The sequence below is a fragment of the Pseudomonas sp. DTU12.3 genome (assembly GCF_004124275.1).
Classification (GTDB): domain Bacteria; phylum Pseudomonadota; class Gammaproteobacteria; order Pseudomonadales; family Pseudomonadaceae; genus Aquipseudomonas; species Aquipseudomonas helmanticensis.
Map to the genome: position 1 here is coordinate 3,857,735 of NZ_CP027218.1, position 21,129 is coordinate 3,878,863.

General features: G+C 59.7%; 18 protein-coding genes. 11 read left to right on the plus strand and 7 right to left on the minus strand.

All coding sequences use genetic code 11. The features are described from left to right. Positions 1–118 precede the first annotated feature (118 nt). Together C2E19_RS17385 and C2E19_RS17390 are read right to left on the minus strand one after the other, a co-directional pair. Entirely contained in the window at positions 119–1,402 is a 1,284-nt protein-coding gene (locus tag C2E19_RS17385; RefSeq protein ID WP_129394324.1) for an arsenic transporter, read from the minus strand. A gap of 145 nt (positions 1,403–1,547) precedes the next feature. Further along, entirely contained in the window at positions 1,548–2,105 is a 558-nt protein-coding gene (locus C2E19_RS17390) for an NADPH-dependent FMN reductase (protein WP_129394325.1), read from the minus strand. Between the two features lie 183 nt (positions 2,106–2,288). Here C2E19_RS17390 and C2E19_RS17395 point away from each other — a divergent pair, with 183 nt between their 5' ends. Both C2E19_RS17395 and C2E19_RS17400 read left to right on the plus strand, forming a co-directional pair. Then, a complete protein-coding gene (locus C2E19_RS17395; RefSeq protein WP_129394326.1) occupies positions 2,289–2,519 on the plus strand; it encodes a hypothetical protein in 231 nt (76 codons plus the stop codon). Positions 2,520–2,604: 85 nt separating this feature from the next. Next, on the plus strand, positions 2,605–3,498 hold the full coding sequence (locus tag C2E19_RS17400; RefSeq protein WP_129394327.1) for a LysR family transcriptional regulator: 894 nt from the start codon (positions 2,605–2,607) through the stop codon (positions 3,496–3,498). Here the strand turns inward: C2E19_RS17400 and C2E19_RS17405 are convergent. Further along, positions 3,464–4,078 (minus strand): GNAT family N-acetyltransferase, encoded by a 615-nt coding sequence (locus C2E19_RS17405; RefSeq protein WP_129394328.1) that lies wholly within the window; start codon positions 4,076–4,078, stop codon positions 3,464–3,466. The genes C2E19_RS17400 and C2E19_RS17405 overlap by 35 nt on opposite strands. Before the next feature lie 14 nt (positions 4,079–4,092). Beyond that, positions 4,093–6,348 (minus strand): Orn/Lys/Arg decarboxylase N-terminal domain-containing protein, encoded by a 2,256-nt coding sequence (locus C2E19_RS17410; protein ID WP_129394329.1) that lies wholly within the window; start codon positions 6,346–6,348, stop codon positions 4,093–4,095. 370 nt (positions 6,349–6,718) lie between these two features. On the opposite strand from C2E19_RS17410, the gene C2E19_RS17415 reads away from it, so the two are divergent. Beyond that, positions 6,719–7,690: an IS110 family transposase gene (locus C2E19_RS17415; protein WP_129394330.1), complete on the plus strand. Its 972-nt coding sequence runs from the start codon at positions 6,719–6,721 to the stop codon at positions 7,688–7,690. Between the two features lie 71 nt (positions 7,691–7,761). Here the strand turns inward: C2E19_RS17415 and dnaQ are convergent, their stop codons facing one another. From dnaQ to C2E19_RS17435, 3 genes are all read right to left on the minus strand, one after another. Continuing rightward, the gene (gene dnaQ, locus C2E19_RS17420; RefSeq protein ID WP_129394331.1) at positions 7,762–8,520 is read right to left on the minus strand and encodes a DNA polymerase III subunit epsilon; all 759 of its coding nucleotides are present in this window, start codon (positions 8,518–8,520) and stop codon (positions 7,762–7,764) included. Positions 8,521–8,721: 201 nt separating this feature from the next. Beyond that, positions 8,722–9,192: a ribonuclease HI gene (rnhA, locus tag C2E19_RS17430; RefSeq protein ID WP_129394332.1), complete on the minus strand. Its 471-nt coding sequence runs from the start codon at positions 9,190–9,192 to the stop codon at positions 8,722–8,724. Between the two features lie 91 nt (positions 9,193–9,283). Beyond that, a complete protein-coding gene (locus tag C2E19_RS17435; RefSeq protein ID WP_122594331.1) occupies positions 9,284–10,042 on the minus strand; it encodes a class I SAM-dependent methyltransferase in 759 nt (252 codons plus the stop codon). A gap of 66 nt (positions 10,043–10,108) precedes the next feature. Here C2E19_RS17435 and gloB point away from each other — a divergent pair, with 66 nt between their 5' ends. The 8 genes from gloB to fabI all read left to right on the plus strand — a co-directional run bounded on the left by gloB (position 10,109) and on the right by fabI (position 21,025). Continuing rightward, the gene (gene gloB, locus C2E19_RS17440; RefSeq protein WP_129394333.1) at positions 10,109–10,876 is read left to right on the plus strand and encodes a hydroxyacylglutathione hydrolase; all 768 of its coding nucleotides are present in this window, start codon (positions 10,109–10,111) and stop codon (positions 10,874–10,876) included. Positions 10,877–10,975: 99 nt separating this feature from the next. Next, the gene (locus tag C2E19_RS17445) at positions 10,976–12,439 is read left to right on the plus strand and encodes a transglycosylase SLT domain-containing protein (RefSeq protein ID WP_129394334.1); all 1,464 of its coding nucleotides are present in this window, start codon (positions 10,976–10,978) and stop codon (positions 12,437–12,439) included. A gap of 390 nt (positions 12,440–12,829) precedes the next feature. Continuing rightward, positions 12,830–14,662: an extracellular solute-binding protein gene (locus C2E19_RS17450; protein WP_129394335.1), complete on the plus strand. Its 1,833-nt coding sequence runs from the start codon at positions 12,830–12,832 to the stop codon at positions 14,660–14,662. Then, a complete protein-coding gene (locus C2E19_RS17455; protein ID WP_129394336.1) occupies positions 14,659–16,500 on the plus strand; it encodes an extracellular solute-binding protein in 1,842 nt (613 codons plus the stop codon). Before C2E19_RS17450 ends, C2E19_RS17455 begins: the two co-directional genes overlap by 4 nt. Before the next feature lie 4 nt (positions 16,501–16,504). Then, positions 16,505–17,578 (plus strand): microcin C ABC transporter permease YejB, encoded by a 1,074-nt coding sequence (locus C2E19_RS17460; protein ID WP_016987121.1) that lies wholly within the window; start codon positions 16,505–16,507, stop codon positions 17,576–17,578. 1 nt (position 17,579) lies between these two features. Then, positions 17,580–18,599, plus strand: a complete 1,020-nt coding sequence (locus tag C2E19_RS17465; RefSeq protein ID WP_016987120.1) for an ABC transporter permease — start codon at positions 17,580–17,582, stop codon at positions 18,597–18,599. 1 nt (position 18,600) lies between these two features. Next, positions 18,601–20,211: an ABC transporter ATP-binding protein gene (locus C2E19_RS17470; RefSeq protein WP_129394337.1), complete on the plus strand. Its 1,611-nt coding sequence runs from the start codon at positions 18,601–18,603 to the stop codon at positions 20,209–20,211. Between the two features lie 19 nt (positions 20,212–20,230). Continuing rightward, positions 20,231–21,025: an enoyl-ACP reductase FabI gene (gene fabI, locus C2E19_RS17475; RefSeq protein ID WP_007910591.1), complete on the plus strand. Its 795-nt coding sequence runs from the start codon at positions 20,231–20,233 to the stop codon at positions 21,023–21,025. Positions 21,026–21,129: the final 104 nt, after the last annotated feature.

The following is a 21,129-nucleotide window of genomic DNA, read 5'->3' on the forward strand; positions in this document are numbered from 1 at the left end:
GCCGGACCCGGCCTCTTCGCGAGCAGGCTCGCTCCCACATTTGGACTGCATTTCAAATTGGGGGAGGCGATACATTCCCCTGTGTGAGCGAGCCTGCTCGCGATGGGGCCGACTCGGTCTAGAGCGAAAGCCGCAAAGCCAATGCCGCCAACGTCACCAACAACACCGGCACCGTCAGCACAATCCCCACCCTGAAATAATACCCCCAGCCAATATGAATCCCCTTGCGCTCCAGCACATGCAGCCACAGCAACGTCGCCAGACTGCCAATCGGCGTGATCTTCGGCCCCAGATCGCTGCCGATCACGTTGGCGTAAATCATCGCCTCCTTGACCACCCCACTCGCCTGGCTCGCATCAATCGACAGCAAGCCGATCAGCACCGTCGGCAAGTTGTTCATGATCGACGACAGCAACGCGGTCAGCACGCCGGTGCCCAGTGCCGCGCCCCACACACCGTGACCGGCGAAAACGTCCAGCCAACCGGCCAGATACCCGGTCAGCCCGGCATTGCGCAGACCGTAGACCACCAGGTACATGCCCAACGAGAAAATCACGATCTGCCACGGCGCTTCTTTCATCACCTTGCGCGTGGAAATCTTGTGGCCGCGCGCAGCGATGCCCAGCAATAACGCGGCACACACAGCGGAAATCGCACTGATCGGAATGCCCAACGGTTCCAGCGCGAAACAGCCGATCAACAGGATCGCCAACACCGCCCAGCCGGCATAGAACGTGGCTTTGTCGTGGATCGCGGTTTGTGGATGCTCAAGCTGTTCGGGATCGTAGGCCTTGGGAATGTCACGGCGAAAGAACCACAGCAACATGCCCAGCGTCGCCGCCACGCTGACGAAGTTCACCGGCACCATCACCGCCGCGTAACGGTTGAAGCCGATGTGGAAGAAGTCTGCGGAAACGATGTTGACCAGGTTCGACACCACCAGCGGCAGGCTTGCGGTGTCGGCGATGAATCCCGCGCCCATCACGAATGCTAACGTCGCCGCCGGGGAAAAGCGCAGCGCCAGCAACATCGAAATCACGATCGGCGTGAGGATCAACGCCGCGCCGTCATTGGCGAACAACGCTGAAACCAGCGCGCCGAGCAGCACCATGAAGGCGAACAACTTGCGGCCGTTGCCGCGCCCCCAACGCGCGACATGCAGCGCAGCCCAGTTGAAGAATCCGGCTTCGTCGAGCAACAGGCTGATGATGATCAGCGCAACGAAAGTGCCGGTGGCGTTCCAGATGATCTGCCACACCAGCGGGATGTCACTCAGATGCACGACGCCGAAGATCAGCGCGAGTACGGCGCCAAGCGTCGCGCTCCAGCCGACGCCGAGGCCTTTGGGTTGCCAGATGACAAGGGTGATGGTCAGCAGGAAAATCAGTGACGCAGCTAGCATCCGCAACAGCCTTAAATTATCAAATCAGTGAAGGTCCAAAGTGGGAGCGGGCTTGCTCGCGAAGGCGTCGGGTCAGTTACTGCATCAGTACCTGACATATCGCCTTCGCGAGCAAGCCCGCTCCCACTTTTTTACCGAGTGCGGTTTATTTTTTGTGTTGCTCGACGAATTGTCCGTACGCATTGATAAAGCTTTGCAGGAAAGGTTTCACCGTCTCGCTCAACTTGCCCGCCTCGTCAAACGCCGAGCCCGCGCCACCCAGATACGCCTCCGGCTGCTGCATGCACGGCACATTGAGAAACACGAACGACTGCCGCAGATGCTGGTTCGCGCCGAAACCACCGATGGCGCCCGGCGACACGCTGATCACCGCGCCAGGCTTGCCGCCCCAGACGCTTTTGCCGTAAGGCCGCGAGCCAACGTCGATGGCATTCTTCAATGGCGCCGGCACCGAACGGTTGTACTCCGGTGTTACAAACAGCACCGCGTCGGATGAACCCACTTTTTGCCGGAAAGTGCTGTAGGCTGCCGGCGGTGAATCACCGTCGATGTCTTCGTTATAAAGTGGCAGCTCGCCAATCTCGACAATTTCCAGCTTGAGGTTCGCCGGGGCCAGCTCCGCCAGTGCCAAGGCGACTTTGCGATTGATCGATGCTTTGCGCAGGCTACCTACTACTACGGCGACGTTGTAGACATTGCTCATGGAAGACTCTCGACTGTCCGTGGGGGGGAGCCTGTAGTTATAGATGATCCGGTGACGATTCCACCAGCAGGCGAGGGAAATTCGCGCGTGCTGATTATTTTTTTCCTGTAGGAAAACTTACAGCGCTCGATGACGGTCTACCAAGCCGAAATCAAGTGTTTTATCTCCAGAGGTTCTAAGCAGATGGCAGCAGTACTCGTCGGTCAGTTCCATGCAAGAGATGCGGAAGGCCGCGTTTATTCCGTGCATGAGTTCCAGGAATCCAACCCGTCGGTAGACGGTATCACCGGCTCGGAGCCCGTTTACAAACTGGCCATCGGCGATCGCATCAGAAAGATCGATGAGCAAACGTTCGAGCTGGTTCAGTCAGGCATCACCCTGACGCGCGAACCTGAGCCAACCGTCGCTTCATAACCGTGCGTTATGAGCAGAAGTCATATGCGCAGAGTTGGGGTAGGATTCAGCCTCTGACCCCACCTGCTGAACATGGACTTCACGCATGCGTTTACGTCATATCGAAGTGATCCAGGCGCTCTTGCAGACCGGTCACCTGGGCACCGCCGCCGAATGGTTGCAGTTGCCGGTGACCGAGGTCGAAGAACGTTTGCGCGAAGCCGAGAGTCAGTTGGGGTTTATGCTCTTTGCCAGCGTTCGCGGGCGCCTGCAATCAACTGCCGAAGCGCGGGCGCTGCAAGTCGAAATCGCTCACGTTTACGAAGCGCTGGAGCCTGTGCAACGTCTGGCCAGCAGCCTCAAGCAATACCTCGCCCCGCCCTTGCGCATCATCGGCACCCCGCCGCTGGCGCAACAATTATTGCCACAAAGCCTTGCCGCCCTGCGCCGACGCCTGCCCGACGCCCCTTGCAGCCTGCTCAGCGCACCGACTCGCGACATCGTTCGCAGCCTGTTATTGCGTGAAAGCGATCTCGGCTTGAGCCTGCACGACCCCGAACATGCCGACATCGATTGCCAGCCGCTGGCCCAGGGCAAACTGCAATTGCTCGCGCCCCACGGCTGGCTGCAACCGAAACAGAAATACATTTCCCTGCAGGATCTCGCCGGTCAGGCGATGCTCGGCCTCGTAGGCCAGGATCCGCTGAGCCCGGCGCTGGAAAACAAACTGCAGGCTTTGCGCCCGGCACCGAGCATCCAGACCCGCGTACAAACCCACCAGATGATGCGCAGCATGGTCGAGGCCGGCGAAGGTCTGGCCATCGTCGACCCGTTCACCGCACTGGGCGCGCGCGCCGGTGGGCTGGATGTCTGCCCGTTGTCGCCAGCGGTGCCGATCAGCCTCTACGCCCTGACCTTCAAGCACGCCGCGCCATCAGCGGCGATTCAAAGCTTGCTGGCGATCATCACGGAACAAGCCGCGGCGATGCTGTCGAGCTGAGTGGATTTTCCAGCGGGTTATCGAACAATCGATACCAGAACAACGCCACTTCAGCGGTGTTCGGGTCGATGCCGCGATAACGTAACTGGTCGATACCGCCGATCACGTAACCGCAGCGCTCATACAATCGACAGGCACCGAGGTTGTTGTTCTGGGTTTCGAGCATGATCCCCGGGAGCTTTTTCTTGCGACTCCAGAACTGCGCGACATCCAGCAACGCCTTGGCCACGCCATGCCGCCGCGCCGGCGCGTGCACCGCCAGTTCATCGATATGGGCGAAGCCGTTCCAGTTGGTACTGATCACCAGATGGCCGACCGGCTCGTCGTCGAGATAGGCCATGAAAATCGCGCTGTCAGCCGCATCACGGAAACTGCTGAACTCCTCGGGATCGATGCCGTAGCACTTGCGATACGGCACGATCGGCGTCACCGGCCAGTGCTCGACCGCTTTGCCGATCACTGCCGCGCCGTACGCAGCGACTTCGAAGCTGAAGTCGCTGCCCCAGATATAAGGCGCAAAACCTTCATCGGCGACACGCACCGACAGCCCTGGGTATTTTGGATTCATGACCGGTTGCATACTCGGAAAAGTCCTCATTCCTTGACGCAATCGACGGTGTAGTGCCGCCCATTGCCTTCGTCTTCATGTTGCAGTCCATGCACATCAGCGACAAAACCGGGGAAGCTGCTATCGAACGTGCGGGCAAATTTCAGGTAATCGATGATCGAGCGGGTCGCCTCAGTGAAGCGTTCACCAGGCATGATCAACGGAATCCCCGGCGGATACGGCACCAGCATCACCGCAGCAATCCGCCCTTCCAGCGCATCGATCGGCACCGCCTCGACTTCGCCGCGTACCAGATGATCGTAGGCATGTGCGGGTTTCATGGCGATCTCGGGCAGCACGGTGTACATGCGTTTGAGGTGCTTGGCCGTGGCATTGCTGCGGTAACAGGCGTGCAGCTGATCGCACAGATCGCGCAGACCCATGCCGCGATAGCGCCCGGCATCTTCTTGGGCGACGCAGGGCAGACAGCTGTCCAGACGCACGTTGGCGTCGTAACTGCGCTTGAACTCGAGCAGTTCGGTCAGCAGCGTGCTCCATTTGCCCTTGGTGATGCCCATCGAGAACAGCACCAGAAATGAATACAGGCCGGTCTTCTCGACCACCAATCCGCGCTCCCAGAGAAACTTGCTGACCACCGCCGCCGGGATGCCCTTCTCGCTCAGCGCACCACCGGCATTCAAGCCCGGCATCACCAGCGTGACCTTGATCGGGTCGAGCAACACGTAGTCGTCACTGACCTCGCCGAAGCCGTGCCAGTCAGCCTCGGGCTTGAGCAACCAGTCTTCGGTTTGCACGCGATCGATGCCTTCGACGCCCGGCGGCTGCCAGATCGAAAACCACCAGTCATCGGCAGCAATGTGCTGGCGCAGATTGGCCAGCGCACGGCGGAAGCTCAGCGCTTCATCAAAGGTTTCCTGCAACAGCGAACGCCCGGCCGGGCCTTCCATCATTGCCGAGGCAACGTCCAGCGAGGCAATGATGCTGTATTGCGGTGAAGTCGAGATGTGCATCATGAACGCTTCGTTGAAACGATCGCGATCCAGCTGCCGCGCGCCGCCGTCCTGCACATGAATCATCGATGCCTGACTGAACGCCGCGAGCAGTTTGTGCGTGGAATGCGTGGTGAACACCAGCGGGCTGTCTTCGCTGCGCGAGGTGGCCATGCCATAGCGCCCGGCGAAGAACTCGTGAAACGCCGCGTAGGCATACCAGGCCTCGTCGAAATGCAGCACTTCGACGCTGTTGCCGAGGCTTTGCTTGATCAGTTCGGCGTTGTAACAGAGGCCGTCGTAGGTCGAATTGGTCACCACGGCGAGTTTGACTTTCGGCGCGCGGCCCTTGGTCAACGGGCTGGCGTCGATCTTCGCCTGGATCGACTCGCGACTGAATTCACTCAACGGGATCGGCCCGATGATGCCCAGCTCATTGCGCTCCGGGCACAGGTACAGCGGGATCGCGCCGGTCATGATGATCGCGTGCAGCACCGACTTGTGGCAGTTGCGATCGACCAGCACCAGGTCATCACGCGCGACCATCGAGTGCCAGACAATCTTGTTGGCGGTCGAGGTGCCATTGATCACGAAAAAGGTGTGATCGGCACCGAAATTACGCGCGGCCCGCGCCTCGGCTTCGGCCAGCGGCCCGGTGTGATCAAGCAGCGAACCGAGTTCCGGCACCGAGACCGACAAGTCCGAACGCAGGGTGTTTTCGCCAAAGAACTGGTGAAACGCCTGGCCTACCGGACTTTTGTGATACGCCACACCGCCGCCATGGCCAGGCGTGTGCCAGGAATAATTGGAATCGGCCGTGTGCTGCACCAGTGCCTTGAAGAACGGTGGCAGCAGACCATCGAGGTATTTACGCGCGGCCCGCGCAACTTGCCGGGCGAGAAACGGCACGGTGTCTTCGAACAGATAGAGAATGCCGCGCAGCTGGTTGAGTTCAGCCATGGCATCGGCCGGCGCGTTTTCCAGGGTGACTTGCTCGCCCAAGGCAAAGATCGGCAGTTCCGGCGCGCGCACCCGTGCCAGGCCGATCAGTTCGGCCATGTTCTGCAACAGGTGGGAATTCGTGCTGGCGTCTTCGGCGGCAATCAGCATGCACGCGAGGCCGTGATGGGTCGACGCGACCAACCGGCCTTCGGCGTAGTCGGTGGCCGAAACAATACTGAAACCTTCCTGCTCCAACTCCCGGGCGATGCCACGGATACGGTCACCGGCGACCGTGTCGGCCTTGATGTCGCGATGGACGATCAATACCGGAAACTTCAAATCTTTGTACATGGGGCTCAGTGTCCTGAGGCGGCAGGTTTGCAACTGCCAATGCACTCAGGGTAGAGGGTTGCAGGCAAAGTGGCGAGGGTGGCCAGTTGTCAGTATTTCCAGAAACAGAAAGATCGCAGCCTCCGGCAGCTCCTTGTATCTCGACTATCGCTCCGCCAGGAGCGATAGTTCTCGACTGATCATCGAGGGAGGGATCTGGAAGCCGTGCAGCTCCTTAGGCTTTTTGCCTGTGATGTATATTGTGCTCCACCCCTCCACACTCACTCGTATAGTTCGAACGGTATCTTGGGCCCGTCTCTGACGAGAGCCCGCATTCGCAAGGTTGGACAGAGTGCAGTGATGATCGAAAACGGATCAATGGAGAAACAGTATGTCCAATTTCATCGGTATCGATGTCGCTAAAAACACCTTTGATATCGCTACTCATCTGCCAAATGGCAAACACAAAACCAAAGCCAAACTGACCAACGACCCCAAGGGCTTCAAAGAGTTTGAAGCCTGGCTGAGCAAGCAGGTCGAGCCTTCGTCCTTGATCGTGATGGAAGCCACCAGCGTTTATCACTTGGAACTCGCCGAGTTTGTTTACAACAAGGGCTATCGGGTCTGCGTCGTCAATCCGGCCACGACCAACGCTTACGCTGGCAGCGAGTTACGCCGGATCAAAACCGATAAAAGCGACGCCAAGCTGATCGCAGACTTTGCTCGGGAAAAGGCAGAAAAGCTTCCACTGTGGGCGCCGGAGCCGCTGAAGTATCGCCAGTTAAAGGCGATGGTACGTCGGCTCGACGACCTTCAGGAAATGGAGCAAATGGAGCTCAATCGGCTGGACGTTTCCGACGAAAAGGTCAAAGACTCGATCAACTCCGTGCTGCGCCACATCGAAAAAGAGATCGTTGAAACGCACAAAGCGATCAAAAAACACATCGATGATGATCCGGACATGCGGCAAATGCGCGACTTGATCGTGACCATCGACGGCATCGGGCAGAAAACGCTCGAGCGGCTACTGGCTGAACTGGGCGACCTGCGCAAATATGACGATCCTCGCAAACTGGTCGCTGCCGCCGGGTTAAACCCCAAGCTACAGGATTCAGGATTGCTGAAGGGCCGAACAGTCATTTCGAAGATCGGCTCAGCGCGGGTGCGGGCAGGTCTGTACATGCCAGGTTTGGTGGCGTTGAAGCACAACAAAGCGATCATCGCCATGAAAGACCGCCTGAAGGCCAATGGCAAAGCTCCCAAGCAGATCATTTGCGCAGCGATGCGCAAGCTGCTGCATTTCGTTCACGCCGTTCTCAAATCAGGACAGCCATTTGACCCAGAATTTGGTCTTGCCCGATGAGGGGCAAGACGGTATCTACATTGGAATGTGATCCTCTGTAGGAGCTGCCGTAGGCTGCGATCTTTTGATCTTCAACCCTGAGCGTCAGCTTCTGCGATCTGTGTCCACATCGCAGGCCCACCCGCCGACTTGGCAATAATCTCCAACCGCACCAGATGCGCCGCCAGTTCATCTTCAGTCGCACGAATGATCCGCGCGGGCTGACGATCCGCCGGCAAACGGCGAATCTCGGTCGCCGAGTTGTCCGCGCCCTCGCCCGAGCCATTACCGTCAGAGGCATTGCCGGCCAGCGACAGGCTGGTCTGGCCACCGGTCATGGTCAGGTAGACGTCGGCGAGAATCTCTGAGTCGAGCAAGGCGCCGTGCAGTTCACGGCCGGAGTTGTCGACGCCATAACGTTTGCACAAGGCATCGAGGCTGTTGCGCTGACCCGGGTGACGTTCCCGGGCCATCATCAGGGTGTCGAGGATCGAGCAATGTTGCGTAATGTCGGCGCGATCCTTCTGCCCCATCAAGGCGAATTCGTTGTTGATGAAGCCAACGTCGAACGCCGCGTTGTGGATGATCAGCTGCGCGCCTTTGATGAATTCAAAAAATTCATCGGCAACTTCGTTGAAACGTGGCTTGCCGACGAGGAATTCGTTGGTGATGCCGTGAACGCCGATGGCGCCTTCGTCACTTTCGCGATCCGGTTGCAGGTAGACGTGAAAATGCCGGCCCGTCAGGCGCCGACCGATCAGTTCGACACAACCGATTTCAATGATCCGGTGACCATCGGTCACCGGCATGCCGGTGGTTTCGGTATCGAGTACAACGGATCTGGTGGCCATCAGTGCTCAGCTCTCAACGGGTCAATCGGGCAAAAACGCGGATGTTAACACGCCCGCGGTTCGCATCGCGCGCGCCGGCTTGAATGACACACCGCCACCTGTAGGAGCTGCCGAAGGCTGCGATCGTTTGATGTTGGTTTTTAAAATCAAGATCAAACGATCGCAGCCTGCGGCAGCTCCTACAGGGGTACGTATTGGAGATCAGGTTTGCTTGTAACCGCGTACGTCATCGACGCCACGGTTGGCCAACTGGTCAGCTCGCTCGTTACCGTGATGACCAATGTGCCCACGCACCCACTTCCACTTGACCTTGTGGCGGTTGACCTGCTCGTCGAGTTCTTTCCACAGGTCAGCGTTCTTCACCGGCTCTTTCGCGGCGGTTTTCCAGCCGCGCTTCTTCCAGTTGACCATCCACTCGTTGATGCCCTTCATCACATACTGCGAGTCGGTTACCAGCAGCACTTCGCACGGCCGCTTCAAGGCTTCGAGGCCGCGAATGGCGCCGAGCAGTTCCATGCGGTTGTTGGTGGTGTTGGCTTCGCCGCCCCACAACTCCTTTTCAACGCCCTTGCACACCAACAAGGCGCCCCAGCCGCCCGGGCCGGGGTTGCCTTTGCAGGCGCCGTCGGTGAACAGTTCTACGGTGTCGACGCTTTCAACGCTTTCGCTCATGCCACTCTATCCAGAATAAATGCCTGCCTCGCCGATCACGGATCGACGATGGCCCGGGCCGGGACATACCCGGCCACAAATAAAACAAGGTTTACGGTTCGATGCGGCGGCGATTGACCTTGGCCATCGGCAGCGGAATCAGCTTGCCCATTGGCTCGCGGCGCTCCTGACGCAATGGCCGCAGGCCCACCACGATCTTGCGCGCCACCAATAAATAGAAGCCGCCGCCCGACAATTGCCAGTCACCGGCCTTGCGTTCCCAGCCGGCCAGTCGGGCCTGCCACTTGGGTGACGCGAGCGGCGGACGATAGCACCCGAAGCGGCGTTTCTCCAGCGCAAAGCCCAGCAGGTTAAGCCAGTCGGCGACCCGTGACGGCGAGATGCAGCGCGCCTGGCGCAAGGCATCGTGGGCGAAGACATGCCGCAATCCCCAGGTGCTCCAAGGATTGATGCCGATGATCAACAGATGCCCGCCGGGGCGCACGCTGCTCGCCGCTTCACGCAGCAAACCGTGGGGCGACAGGCAGAAATCCAGACCGTGCTGCATCACCACCACGTCGGCGGCATGCTCGCTCAAAGGCCAGGCCTGCTCTTCGCAGACAATCTCGACCCCGGGCAACGGCGCACCGAGACGCACGTTACGCTGCACCTGCGGCGCCGACGGTGGGGTTTCGGCCGACGGCCCGTAATGCACCAGATAGCCGCCAAAGAACCGGCCCAGCTCGTCGTCGAGCATGCGCCGTTCTTCATCCAGCAGAAATTGCCCGAGCGGCCCCGACAGCCATTCGCGGGCGGCGCTGATCAACGCCAGCCAGTCCGGATCAGCCTGAGCGAACGCTTTATCGGTCATGTCATTCTCCAACGCGCCAGGAACTACTAAGATGCGCCAATGTTTTCCGCTTGGCGAATTCCGACGATGATACAGATCAGTGCCCTGCCCGCGTTCACCGACAACTACATCTGGTTGTTACAGGATCACCGCACCCAGCGCTGCGCGGTGGTCGACCCAGGCGATGCCGCGCCCGTAATGGCATGGCTCGTGGCCCATCCGGGCTGGGTCTTGAGCGATATCCTGATCACTCACCACCACCATGATCACGTCGGTGGCGTCGAGCGTCTGAAAGCGCTGAGCGGCGCGAAAGTCTACGGCCCGGCCAGCGAAAGCATCCCGGCGCGCGATGTCGCGCTCAAAGACAACGATAGCGTCAGCGTGCTCGGCTGGGACTTCGACGTCTATGCCGTGCCCGGTCACACTCTCGGCCACATCGCCTATTACCATCACGGCCTGCTGTTCTGCGGTGACACCCTGTTCGCCGCCGGTTGCGGCCGTTTGTTCGAAGGCACGCCGGAACAGATGCATCACTCGCTCAGCCGTCTCGCCGCGTTACCGGAAGATACGCTGGTCTACTGCACCCATGAATACACCCTGAGCAATCTCAAGTTTGCCGCCGCCGTCGAACCGACGAACCCGGACATTGCCGCCCGTCTGGAAAAAGTCACCCAGCAACGCCAGAATGGCGTCATGACTTTGCCTTCGACGCTGGCCCTGGAAAAGCTCACCAATCCGTTTTTGCGCACCGGTGAAACATTAGTTACACAAAAAGTGGACGAACGGGCAGGCGCTCAAAACCGGGCGCCGAGTGAGGTTTTTGCGGCTCTGCGGGCATGGAAAGATAAGTTCTAAGCCCCCCTCTGCTTGGTACAAAAATTCTGAATGGTTGACCGCAAGGGGTGCGCTTTCTAGAATCGCCCGACATTTTTGCCCGGAACTTACTTCCAGCCAATGTCGTCATCCATACGTAAGTCCGTCAATTCAGACGCATTGACCCGCTTGGCGCAAGCCATCGCGGTGGCTGTGTCCGCCACGCTGGCGGGCTGTTCCAGCCATGCTCCGCAAACTGAAGCGACCCATACGCCGAACATTGCTGCGCGAGCCAAGCAGAAGCCGATCTGGCTGAGCGAGAAGCCCACCCCACAGGTTCCCCAGGATATCTGGGAACGCATGCGCCAGGGCTTCCAGTTGCAGGAAGGCCTGGGCGTGAACCCGCGCATCGAACAACAGCGCCTGTGGTTCGCCAGCAATCCCTCTTTCCTCGAGAACGCCGGTGAACGCGGCAGTCTCTATATTCACTACATCGTCGAACGCCTCGAAGAACGCAACATGCCGCTGGAACTGGCCCTGCTGCCAGTGATTGAAAGCGCCTACAACCCGATGGCCTATTCGCGGGCCGATGCTGTGGGTCTGTGGCAATTCATTCCCTCCACCGGGCGTTACTTCAACCTGCGCCAGACTCGTTTCTACGATGGCCGTCGCGACATCACCGCCTCGACCACCGCAGCGATGGATTACCTGACCCGTCTGCACGATATGTTCAACGGTGACTGGTTGCTGGCCTTGGCCGCGTACAACGCTGGCGAAGGTACGGTCAGCCGCGCCATCGAACGTAACGAAAAACTCGGTTTGCCTACCGACTACTGGAACCTGCCGCTGCCGGCAGAGACCCAGGCGTACGTGCCGAAACTGCTGGCGCTGTCGCAAGTGGTACTCGCGCCAGAAGCCTATGGCGTGAACCTCAGCCCGATCGCCAACGAACCATACTTCCAGGTCGTCGAAATCAACCAGCGCATGGACCTGTCCAAGGTCGCTGCGGTGGCGAACATCGACGAAGACGAACTGTTCCAGCTCAACCCGGCGTTCAAGCAGCGCACCACCATCGACGGCCCCCAGCATCTGCTGGTGCCGACGTCCAAGGCGCAATTGCTGACTGCCAGCTTGCAGACCATGCGGCCGGAAGAGTTGATCAGCCCGCGTTCGCTGAAACCGGTGTTCGAAGGTTCCGATCCGTCTGAAGTGGCGCAGCTCAAGCGCGCCTATCGCGTCAAGCGTGGCGACAACCTCGGCTCCATCGCCAAGGCCAACAAGGTCGAAGTCAAGGATCTGCAACGCTGGAACAAGCTCACCGGCAAGAACCTCAAGGTCGGCCAGACCCTGGTCATGCAGGACGCTACCAAGCGTAGCCCGGCGCGTAAGTCCGGCCGGGTCAACACGGTGATTGCGTCGAACAGCAAGACCAAAAGCAAGGACGACAGCGCGCAGCAGACTCAGTACAAGGTCAAGCGCGGCGACACGCTGTACGTCGTGGCCAAGCGATTCAACGTTGAGATGCAGCATCTCAAGCGCTGGAATCCGGGTGCAGGCAAGGCTTTGAAGCCGGGGCAGATGCTCACGGTTTACCAGCCGCACTGACAGAAGAGCCCCTGAATTTTCGGGGGCTTTTTTTTGGATGAGACTTTTATGTTGCACTCAGGATCCATCCCCCCTCACCCCAGCCCTCTCCCCCCAGGGGGCGAGGGGGAAAGGGAGCCGATCTCCGTGCTGTTCAAAATCCGAGTTCGACTCGGTATTCCACGTCGGTGCAATTCGTCCAAACACCACGATCAGTCCCCTCTCCCCCCGGGAGAGGGTTAGGGTGAGGGGGCTTCAGGTCGGTGTAGCTCGAAGAAACAACTCGGTCAGTCCCCTCTCCCTCCGGGAGAGGGTTAGGGTGAGGGGCTCTTAAACCCGCATCTTTTTCCTGTCCAGACAAGCTGTTACTGTACGGCCCACAAAGCCCAAGCCGCCTGGATCGGATCTGACTTGAAGCGTCCCCTCCTCCTGCTCCTGATCAGCCTGGCCTTGAGCTCAACCGCAAGCGCGACGATTACCGAAAGTCACGGTTATGCGCAGTTCGGCACGCTCAAGTACCCGGCCAGATTTACCCACTTCGACTGGGTCAACCCGCAAGCGCCCAAGGGCGGTACGTTGCGGGTGATGGCGTTCGGCACCTTCGATACGGTCAACCCGTACACCTTCAAGGGCACCAGCCCGGTGACCACGCCGAATTTCCTCCAGTACGGCATCAACGAGCTGAACGAGCCGTTGATGGTCGGCACCGGTCAGTATTCGCCATCCGGTGACGAGCCGGCGTCGAGTTACGGCTTGATCGCACAATCGGTGGAATACAGCGAAGATCGCAGCTGGGTGGTGTTCAATCTGCGCCCCGAGGCACGTTTTCACGATGGCACGCCGATCACCGCCTACGACGTCGCGTTCTCCTATCGCCTGTTGCTCAAGGAAGGTCATCCGCTATACCGCACCGCGCTGCAGGAAGTATTGCGGGTCGACATCCTCAACAAGCAGCGGATTCGCTTCGTGCTCAAGCGCTCGGGCAATCCTCTGTTGATCCTGCGCCTTGGTGAATTACCGGTACTGCCGCAGCATTACTGGAAAGACCGCGACTTCAAGGCCACCACCTTCGAACCGCCGCTGGGCAGCGGCCCTTACCGCATCACCGCAGTGACGCCGGGCCGGCAGTTGATCTTCGAGCGGGTCAAGGATTACTGGGGCAAGGATCTGGCGGTCAATCGCGGCAAGTACAACTTCGACCGCATGGAAGTCGAGTTCTACCGCGACAGCGATGTCGCCTTCGAAGCGTTCAAGGCCGGCGAGTTCGACATCTACATCGAGCATCAGGCGAAGAACTGGGCCAACGGCTACAACTTCCCGGCCATACGCCGTGGCGATGTGATCAAGGCACAGATCCCGCATCAGATCCCGACGCAGAGTCAGGGCCTGTTCATGAACACCCGCCGCGCCACCTTCGCTGACGTCAAGACCCGCGAAGCGCTGGGCCTGATGTTCGACTTCGAGTGGACCAACCGCGCACTGTTCAGCGATGCCTACAAACGCACGACCAGCTATTACCCCAACAGCGAATTCAGCGCCAGCGGCCTGCCGGTCGGCCACGAATGGCTGATGCTCAAGCCGTATAAAGATCAGTTACCGGCGAAGTTGTTCACCGAGCCATTCACCTTGCCGCAAACCGATGGACGCGGTATTCCTCGCGAGACCATGCGCAAGGCCCTGGCGCTGCTCAACGAGGCCGGCTGGAAGCTCAACGGCCAGCGCCTGCAGAACGCCAATGGCCAGCCGCTGAGCTTCGAACTGTTGCTGGTCAACCCGAATCTGGAGCGCATCCTCCAGCCGTACATCGAGAACCTCAACAGCATCGGCATCGACGCGCGCCTGCGCACGGTCGATCGTGCGCAGTACAAACAACGCCTCGATCAATTCGATTTCGACATGATCCTGATGACGCTCAACCAGACCCTCAGCCCAGGCCTTGAGCAGTGGCAGTACTTCCACTCCAGCCAGGTCGCGGTCAAGGGCAGCAAGAATTACGCGGGCATCGCCAACCCGGTGGTCGATCACCTGCTCGAACAATTGCTCGCCGCGCGCACCCGCGACGAACAGGTCGCCGCCGGCAAGGCTCTCGACCGCGTGTTGCTCTGGCAGCACTACAGCATTCCCAACTGGTACCTCAATTATCACCGCCTGGCCTACCGCAACCGGTTGGCCTTTGTCACCACGCCGCCCTACACCCTGGGCCTGAGCGCATGGTGGCTGAAGTCTTCGGAGAAAGATCAATGACGCCCATCCGCGCCCTGCTCGTCCAGGCCAGCGGCTTGCTGTTCGCCGGGCTGGCCTGTGCCGCCCCGCAACACGCCGTGACCCTGTACAACGAGCCGCCGAAATACCCGGCCGATTTCAAGCAATTCGACTACGTGAACCCCGACGCGCCGAAGGGCGGGATTTTCCGTCAGGCTGGTTTCGGCGGCTTCGACAGCCTCAACCCGTTCATCAGCAAAGGCGTGCCGGCCGATGACATCGGGCAGATCTACGACACCCTGACCAAGCACAGCCTCGACGAACCGTTCACCGAATACGGCCTGATCGCCGCCAGGATCGAAAAGGCCCCGGACAACAGCTGGGTGCGTTTCTACCTGCGCCCGGAAGCGCGTTTCCACGATGGCCATCCAGTACGCGCCGAAGACGTCGTGTTCAGTTTCGACACGCTGACCAAAGAAGGCTCGCCACTGTTTCGCGGCTACTACAGCGACGTGTCCGAAGCGATCGCCGAAGACCCGCTCAAGGTGCTGTTCAAGTTCAAGCACAGCAACAACCGCGAGTTGCCGTTGATCCTCGGGCAGTTGCCGGTGCTGCCGAAACACTGGTGGGCCCATCGCGATTTCAGCAAGGGCAACCTGGAGATTCCGCTGGGCAGCGGCCCGTACAAGGTCGCCCAAGTGAAGGCCGGCCGCTCGGTGCGCTACGAGCGGGTCAAGGACTACTGGGGCAAAGACCTGCCGGTCAATCGTGGCTTCTACAACTTCGACACGATGACCACCGATTACTACCGCGACAACACCGTCGCCCTCGAAGCGTTGAAGGCTGGCCAGTTCGATTACTGGCTGGAAATGACCGCGAAAAACTGGGCCAACGCCTACAACATTCCGGCCGTCACCGAAGGTCGCCTGATCAAGGAACAGATCGCCAACAGCAACCCGACCGGCATGCAGGGTTTCGTTTACAACCTGCGCCGTCCAGTGTTCCAGGACGTGCGGGTGCGTCAGGCGCTCGGTCTGCTGTTCGATTTCGAATGGACCAACAAACAACTGTTCAACGGCGCTTACTTCCGCACCCGCAGTTATTTCGAGAACTCGGAAATGGCCGCCACAGGGCTGCCCGACGCCGATCAACGGGCGATCCTCGAGCCGTTCCGCAGCAAGCTGCCGGCGCAGGTGTTCAGTGAAGCGTTCGACAATCCCAAGACCGACGCCAGCGGCATGATCCGCACCCAGCAGCGCGAGGCCTATCAACTGCTGCAAGAGGCTGGCTGGAAGATCGTCGATGACAAAATGGTCGACGCCACCGGCAAACCGGTAGTGATCGAATTCCTGCTCGCGCAGACCGAATTCGAACGCGTGCTTCTGCCGTTCAAGCGCAACCTCAGCGACCTTGGCATCGATCTGGTGATCCGCCGCGTTGACGTCTCGCAGTACATCAACCGCGTGCGTTCGCGGGATTTCGACATGATGGTCGGCAGCTTCCCGCAGTCCAACTCGCCGGGTAATGAACAGCGCGAATACTGGATGAGCGCCGCCGCCGATAAACCGAGCAGCCGCAACACCATGGGTTTGAAGGATCCGACCGTCGATCAACTGGTCGAAAACCTGATCAACGCCGAGTCGCGCGTAAGCCTGGTGGCCCATGCCCGCGCGCTGGATCGCGTATTGCAATGGGGTTACTACGTGGTTCCCAACTGGCACATCAAGACCTGGCGCGTGGCTTACTGGAATCACATCGGTCACCCAAAGGTCTCACCCAAATACGACATCGGCATCAGCACCTGGTGGGTCAAGCCTGACGCGAAACCTGCGGTAGAAGTCGAAACCAAACTGCAAGCCGACCCTGTGGGCACGGAGTAATCAGATGCTGGCGTATATTTTTCGGCGACTGCTGCTGATCATCCCGACCCTGTTCGGCATCCTGCTGATCAACTTCGTGATCATCCAGGCCGCGCCCGGCGGCCCGGTGGAACAGATGATCGCCAAGCTCGAAGGCTTCGAAGGCGCCACCAGCCGGATTGCCGGCGGCGGTGCCGAAGTGTCGGTCGCCGGCTCGTCGTATCGCGGCGCGCAAGGGCTGGACCCGGCGCTGATCAAGGAAATCGAGCACATGTACGGGTTCGACAAATCGGCCCCGGAACGCCTGTGGATCATGGTCAAGAACTACGCGACGCTGGATTTCGGCGACAGTTTTTTCCGCGACGCCAAGGTCATCGACCTGATCAAGGAAAAGATGCCGGTGTCGATCTCGCTCGGGCTGTGGAGCACGCTGATCATGTACCTGGTGTCGATCCCACTGGGGATCGCCAAGGCCACGCGGCACGGCAGCCACTTCGATGTGTGGACCAGTTCGGCGATCATCGTCGGTTATGCGATTCCGGCGTTCCTCTTTGCAATCCTGCTGATCGTGGTGTTTGCCGGCGGCAGTTATCTCGACTGGTTTCCGCTGAGAGGCCTGACCTCGAACAACTTCGATGAACTGAGCTTCGGCGGCAAGATCCTCGATTACTTCTGGCACCTGGCGCTGCCGGTGACCGCGCTGGTGATCGGCAACTTCGCGACCATGACCCTGCTGACCAAAAACAGCTTCCTCGACGAGATCAACAAACAATACGTGGTCACCGCCAAGGCCAAAGGCCTGACCCGCCATCGCGTGCTCTACGGCCACGTGTTCCGCAACGCCATGCTGCTGGTGATTGCCGGGTTCCCGTCGGCGTTCATCGGCATCTTTTTCACCGGCTCGTTGCTGGTGGAAGTGATCTTCTCCCTCGACGGCCTCGGCCTGATGAGCTTTGAAGCAGCGATCAACCGCGACTACCCGGTGGTGTTCGGCACCCTGTTCATCTTCACCCTGCTGGGGCTGGTGGTGAAACTGATCGGCGACCTCACCTACACCCTGGTCGATCCGCGCATCGACTTCGAAAGCCGGGAGCATTGAGATGAACCTGTCCCCTCTCAACCGCCGCCGCTTCGAACTGTTCAAGGCCAACAAGCGTGGCTGGTGGTCGCTGTGGCTGTTTCTGATCCTGTTCGGCGCAAGCCTCGGCGCCGAGCTGATCGCCAACGACAAACCGCTGGTGGTGCATTACGACAACAACTGGTACTTCCCGGCGATCAAGCGCTACCCGGAAACCGCCTTCGGCGGAGAATTCCCGCTGGAAGCCAACTACAAGAGTCCGTATATCCGCGAACTGCTCAAGGCCAAGGATGCATGGGTGCTGTGGGCGCCGATTCCCTATAGCTACCAAAGCATCAACTACGACCTGAAAGTCCCGGCCCCGGCGCCGCCGTCGGCGGACAACCTGCTGGGCACTGACGATCAGGGCCGTGATGTGTTGGCGCGGGTGATTTACGGTTTCCGCATTTCGGTGCTGTTTGCGCTGACGCTGACCGTGTTGAGTTCGATCATTGGCGTGATTGCCGGCGCGTTGCAGGGATTTTATGGCGGCTGGGTCGATCTGGCCGGGCAGCGTTTCCTGGAGATCTGGTCGGGGTTGCCGGTGCTGTATCTGCTGATCATTCTCGCCAGTTTCGTGCAGCCGAATTTCTGGTGGCTGCTGGGGATCATGCTGCTGTTCTCGTGGATGAGCCTGGTCGACGTGGTGCGCGCCGAGTTCCTCCGTGGCCGCAACCTCGAATACGTCCGAGCAGCACGGGCGCTGGGCATGCAGAACGGCGCGATCATGTTCCGCCATATCCTGCCCAACGCGATGGTCTCGACCATGACGTTCATGCCGTTCATCCTCACCGGCGCCATCGGCACCCTCACCGCGCTCGACTTCCTCGGTTTCGGCTTGCCGGCCGGCAGTCCGTCGCTGGGTGAACTGGTCGCTCAGGGCAAATCCAACCTGCAAGCGCCGTGGCTGGGCATGAGTGCCTTTGCTGTGCTGGCGTTGATGTTGAGTTTGCTGGTGTTTATCGGCGAGTCCGCTCGCGATGCCTTCGACCCGAGGAAGTGAAATGAATCAGGACAATCTGATCGAAGTGCGCGACCTCGCCGTCGAATTCGGTGTCGGTGAGCGCGTGCACCGGGTCGTTGAAGGCGTGAGTTTCGACATCAAGCGTGGCGAAACTCTTGCGCTGGTCGGCGAATCCGGCTCGGGCAAATCGGTGACCGCGCACTCGATCCTGCGCCTGCTGCCCTACCCGATGGCCCGTCATCCGGCCGGCAGCATTAATTACGCCGGGCAAAACCTGCTGGGCCTCAGCGAAAAGACCATCCGCCATATTCGCGGCAACCGCATCGCGATGATTTTTCAGGAGCCGATGACCTCGCTGAACCCGCTGCACTCGATCGAGAAGCAGATCAACGAAGTCCTCGGCATCCACAAGGGCCTGTCCGGCAAAGTCGCAACCAGGCGCACGCTGGAGCTGCTGGAGATGGTCGGCATCCCCGAGCCGCACAAGCGCCTCAAGGCTCTGCCCCACGAATTGTCCGGCGGCCAGCGTCAGCGCGTGATGATCGCCATGGCCCTGGCCAACGAGCCGGAACTGCTGATTGCCGACGAACCGACCACGGCGCTGGACGTGACCGTTCAGCTGAAAATCCTCGATTTGCTTAAAGAATTGCAGGCCCGCTTGGGCATGTCGCTGTTACTGATCAGTCACGATTTGAACCTGGTGCGAAGAATTGCGCATCGTGTATGTGTCATGCAGCGCGGTTGCATCGTCGAACAGGCATCGTGCGAAGAGCTGTTCCGTTCGCCGCAGCATCCGTACACTCGGGAATTGCTCGGCGCGGAGCCCAGCGGAGGCCCGGCGAGCAATAAAATCGGAGCGCCGTTGCTCGAAGTCGAGGACTTGAAAGTCTGGTTCCCGATCAAGAAAGGCCTGCTCAAGCGCACGGTGGATCACGTCAAGGCAGTGGACGGCATCAATTTCAGCCTGCCTCAGGGTCAGACTTTGGGGATTGTCGGGGAAAGCGGTTCCGGCAAATCCACGCTGGGTCTGGCGATTTTGCGGCTGATTGGCAGCAAAGGCGCGATCCGCTTTGAAGGCAAGCAGCTAGACTGCCTGACGCAGAACGAGGTTCGCCCGTTGCGTCGGGAGATGCAGGTGGTATTTCAGGACCCGTTTGGCAGCCTGAGCCCGCGCATGTGCGTCAGCGATATCGTTGGCGAAGGCCTGCGGATTCACAAGATGGGCACCGCTGAGGAACAACAGGCGGCGATTATTGCGGCATTGAAGGAGGTAGGTCTGGATCCGGAAACCCGGCACCGCTACCCCCACGAATTTTCCGGTGGGCAACGGCAACGAATTGCCATTGCCCGGGCCTTGGTGCTGAAACCGGCGCTGATCCTGCTGGACGAGCCGACTTCGGCGCTCGACCGGACGGTGCAGCGGCAAGTGGTGGAGCTGTTGCGTTCACTGCAAGCCAAGTACAACCTGACGTATTTGTTTATCAGCCATGACCTGGCTGTCGTCAAAGCGCTGAGCCACCAGTTGATGGTGGTCAAGCATGGCCAAGTGGTCGAACAGGGAGACGCGCAAAGTATTTTTGCCGCCCCCCAACATCCGTATACACAGCAGTTGCTGGAAGCCGCTTTTTTGGCACCAGCCACTGCGCAATAACCTGAAAGAGGAGCAACACATGGGTTTTCTCGCCGGTAAGCGCGTACTGATCGTCGGTGTCGCCAGCAAGCTGTCCATCGCATCCGGCATCGCTGCCGCCATGCATCGCGAGGGCGCTGAGCTTGCCTTCACTTATCAGAACGACAAACTGAAAGGTCGTGTTGAAGAATTCGCCCAAGGCTGGGGTTCGAGCCCTGAGCTGTGCTTCCCGTGCGACGTGGCCAGCGATGAAGAAATCGCCAAGGTCTTCGAAGCACTGAGCAAGAAGTGGGACGGCCTGGACTGCATCGTGCACTCCGTTGGTTTCGCCCCGGGCGACCAACTGGACGGCGACTTCACCGAAGCCACCACCCGTGACGGTTTCCGCATCGCTCACGACATCAGCGCCTACAGCTTCGTGGCCCTGGCCAAAGCCGGCCGCGAAATGATGAAAGGCCGCAACGGCAGCCTGCTGACCCTGTCGTACCTGGGCGCCGAGCGCACCATGCCGAACTACAACGTAATGGGCATGGCCAAGGCTTCGCTGGAAGCTGGCGTACGTTACCTGGCCGGCTCCCTGGGCCCGGACGGCACCCGCGTCAACTGCGTATCGGCTGGCCCGATCCGTACCCTGGCAGCGTCGGGCATCAAGAACTTCCGTAAAATGCTGGCCGCCAACGAAGCGCAAACTCCGCTGCGTCGCAACGTCACCATTGACGAAGTCGGCAACGCCGGCGCTTTCCTGTGCTCCGACCTGGCGTCGGGCATCAGCGGCGAAATCATGTACGTCGACGGCGGCTTCAACACCACCGCCATGGGCAACATCGAAGAGTGATCTTCGCTTAGCCCATAAAAAAACCCGCCGATCTGGCGGGTTTTTTTATGCCTTTGTGGGAGCGGGCTTGCTCGCGAAGGCGGTGGGTCAGTCAATGACGATGT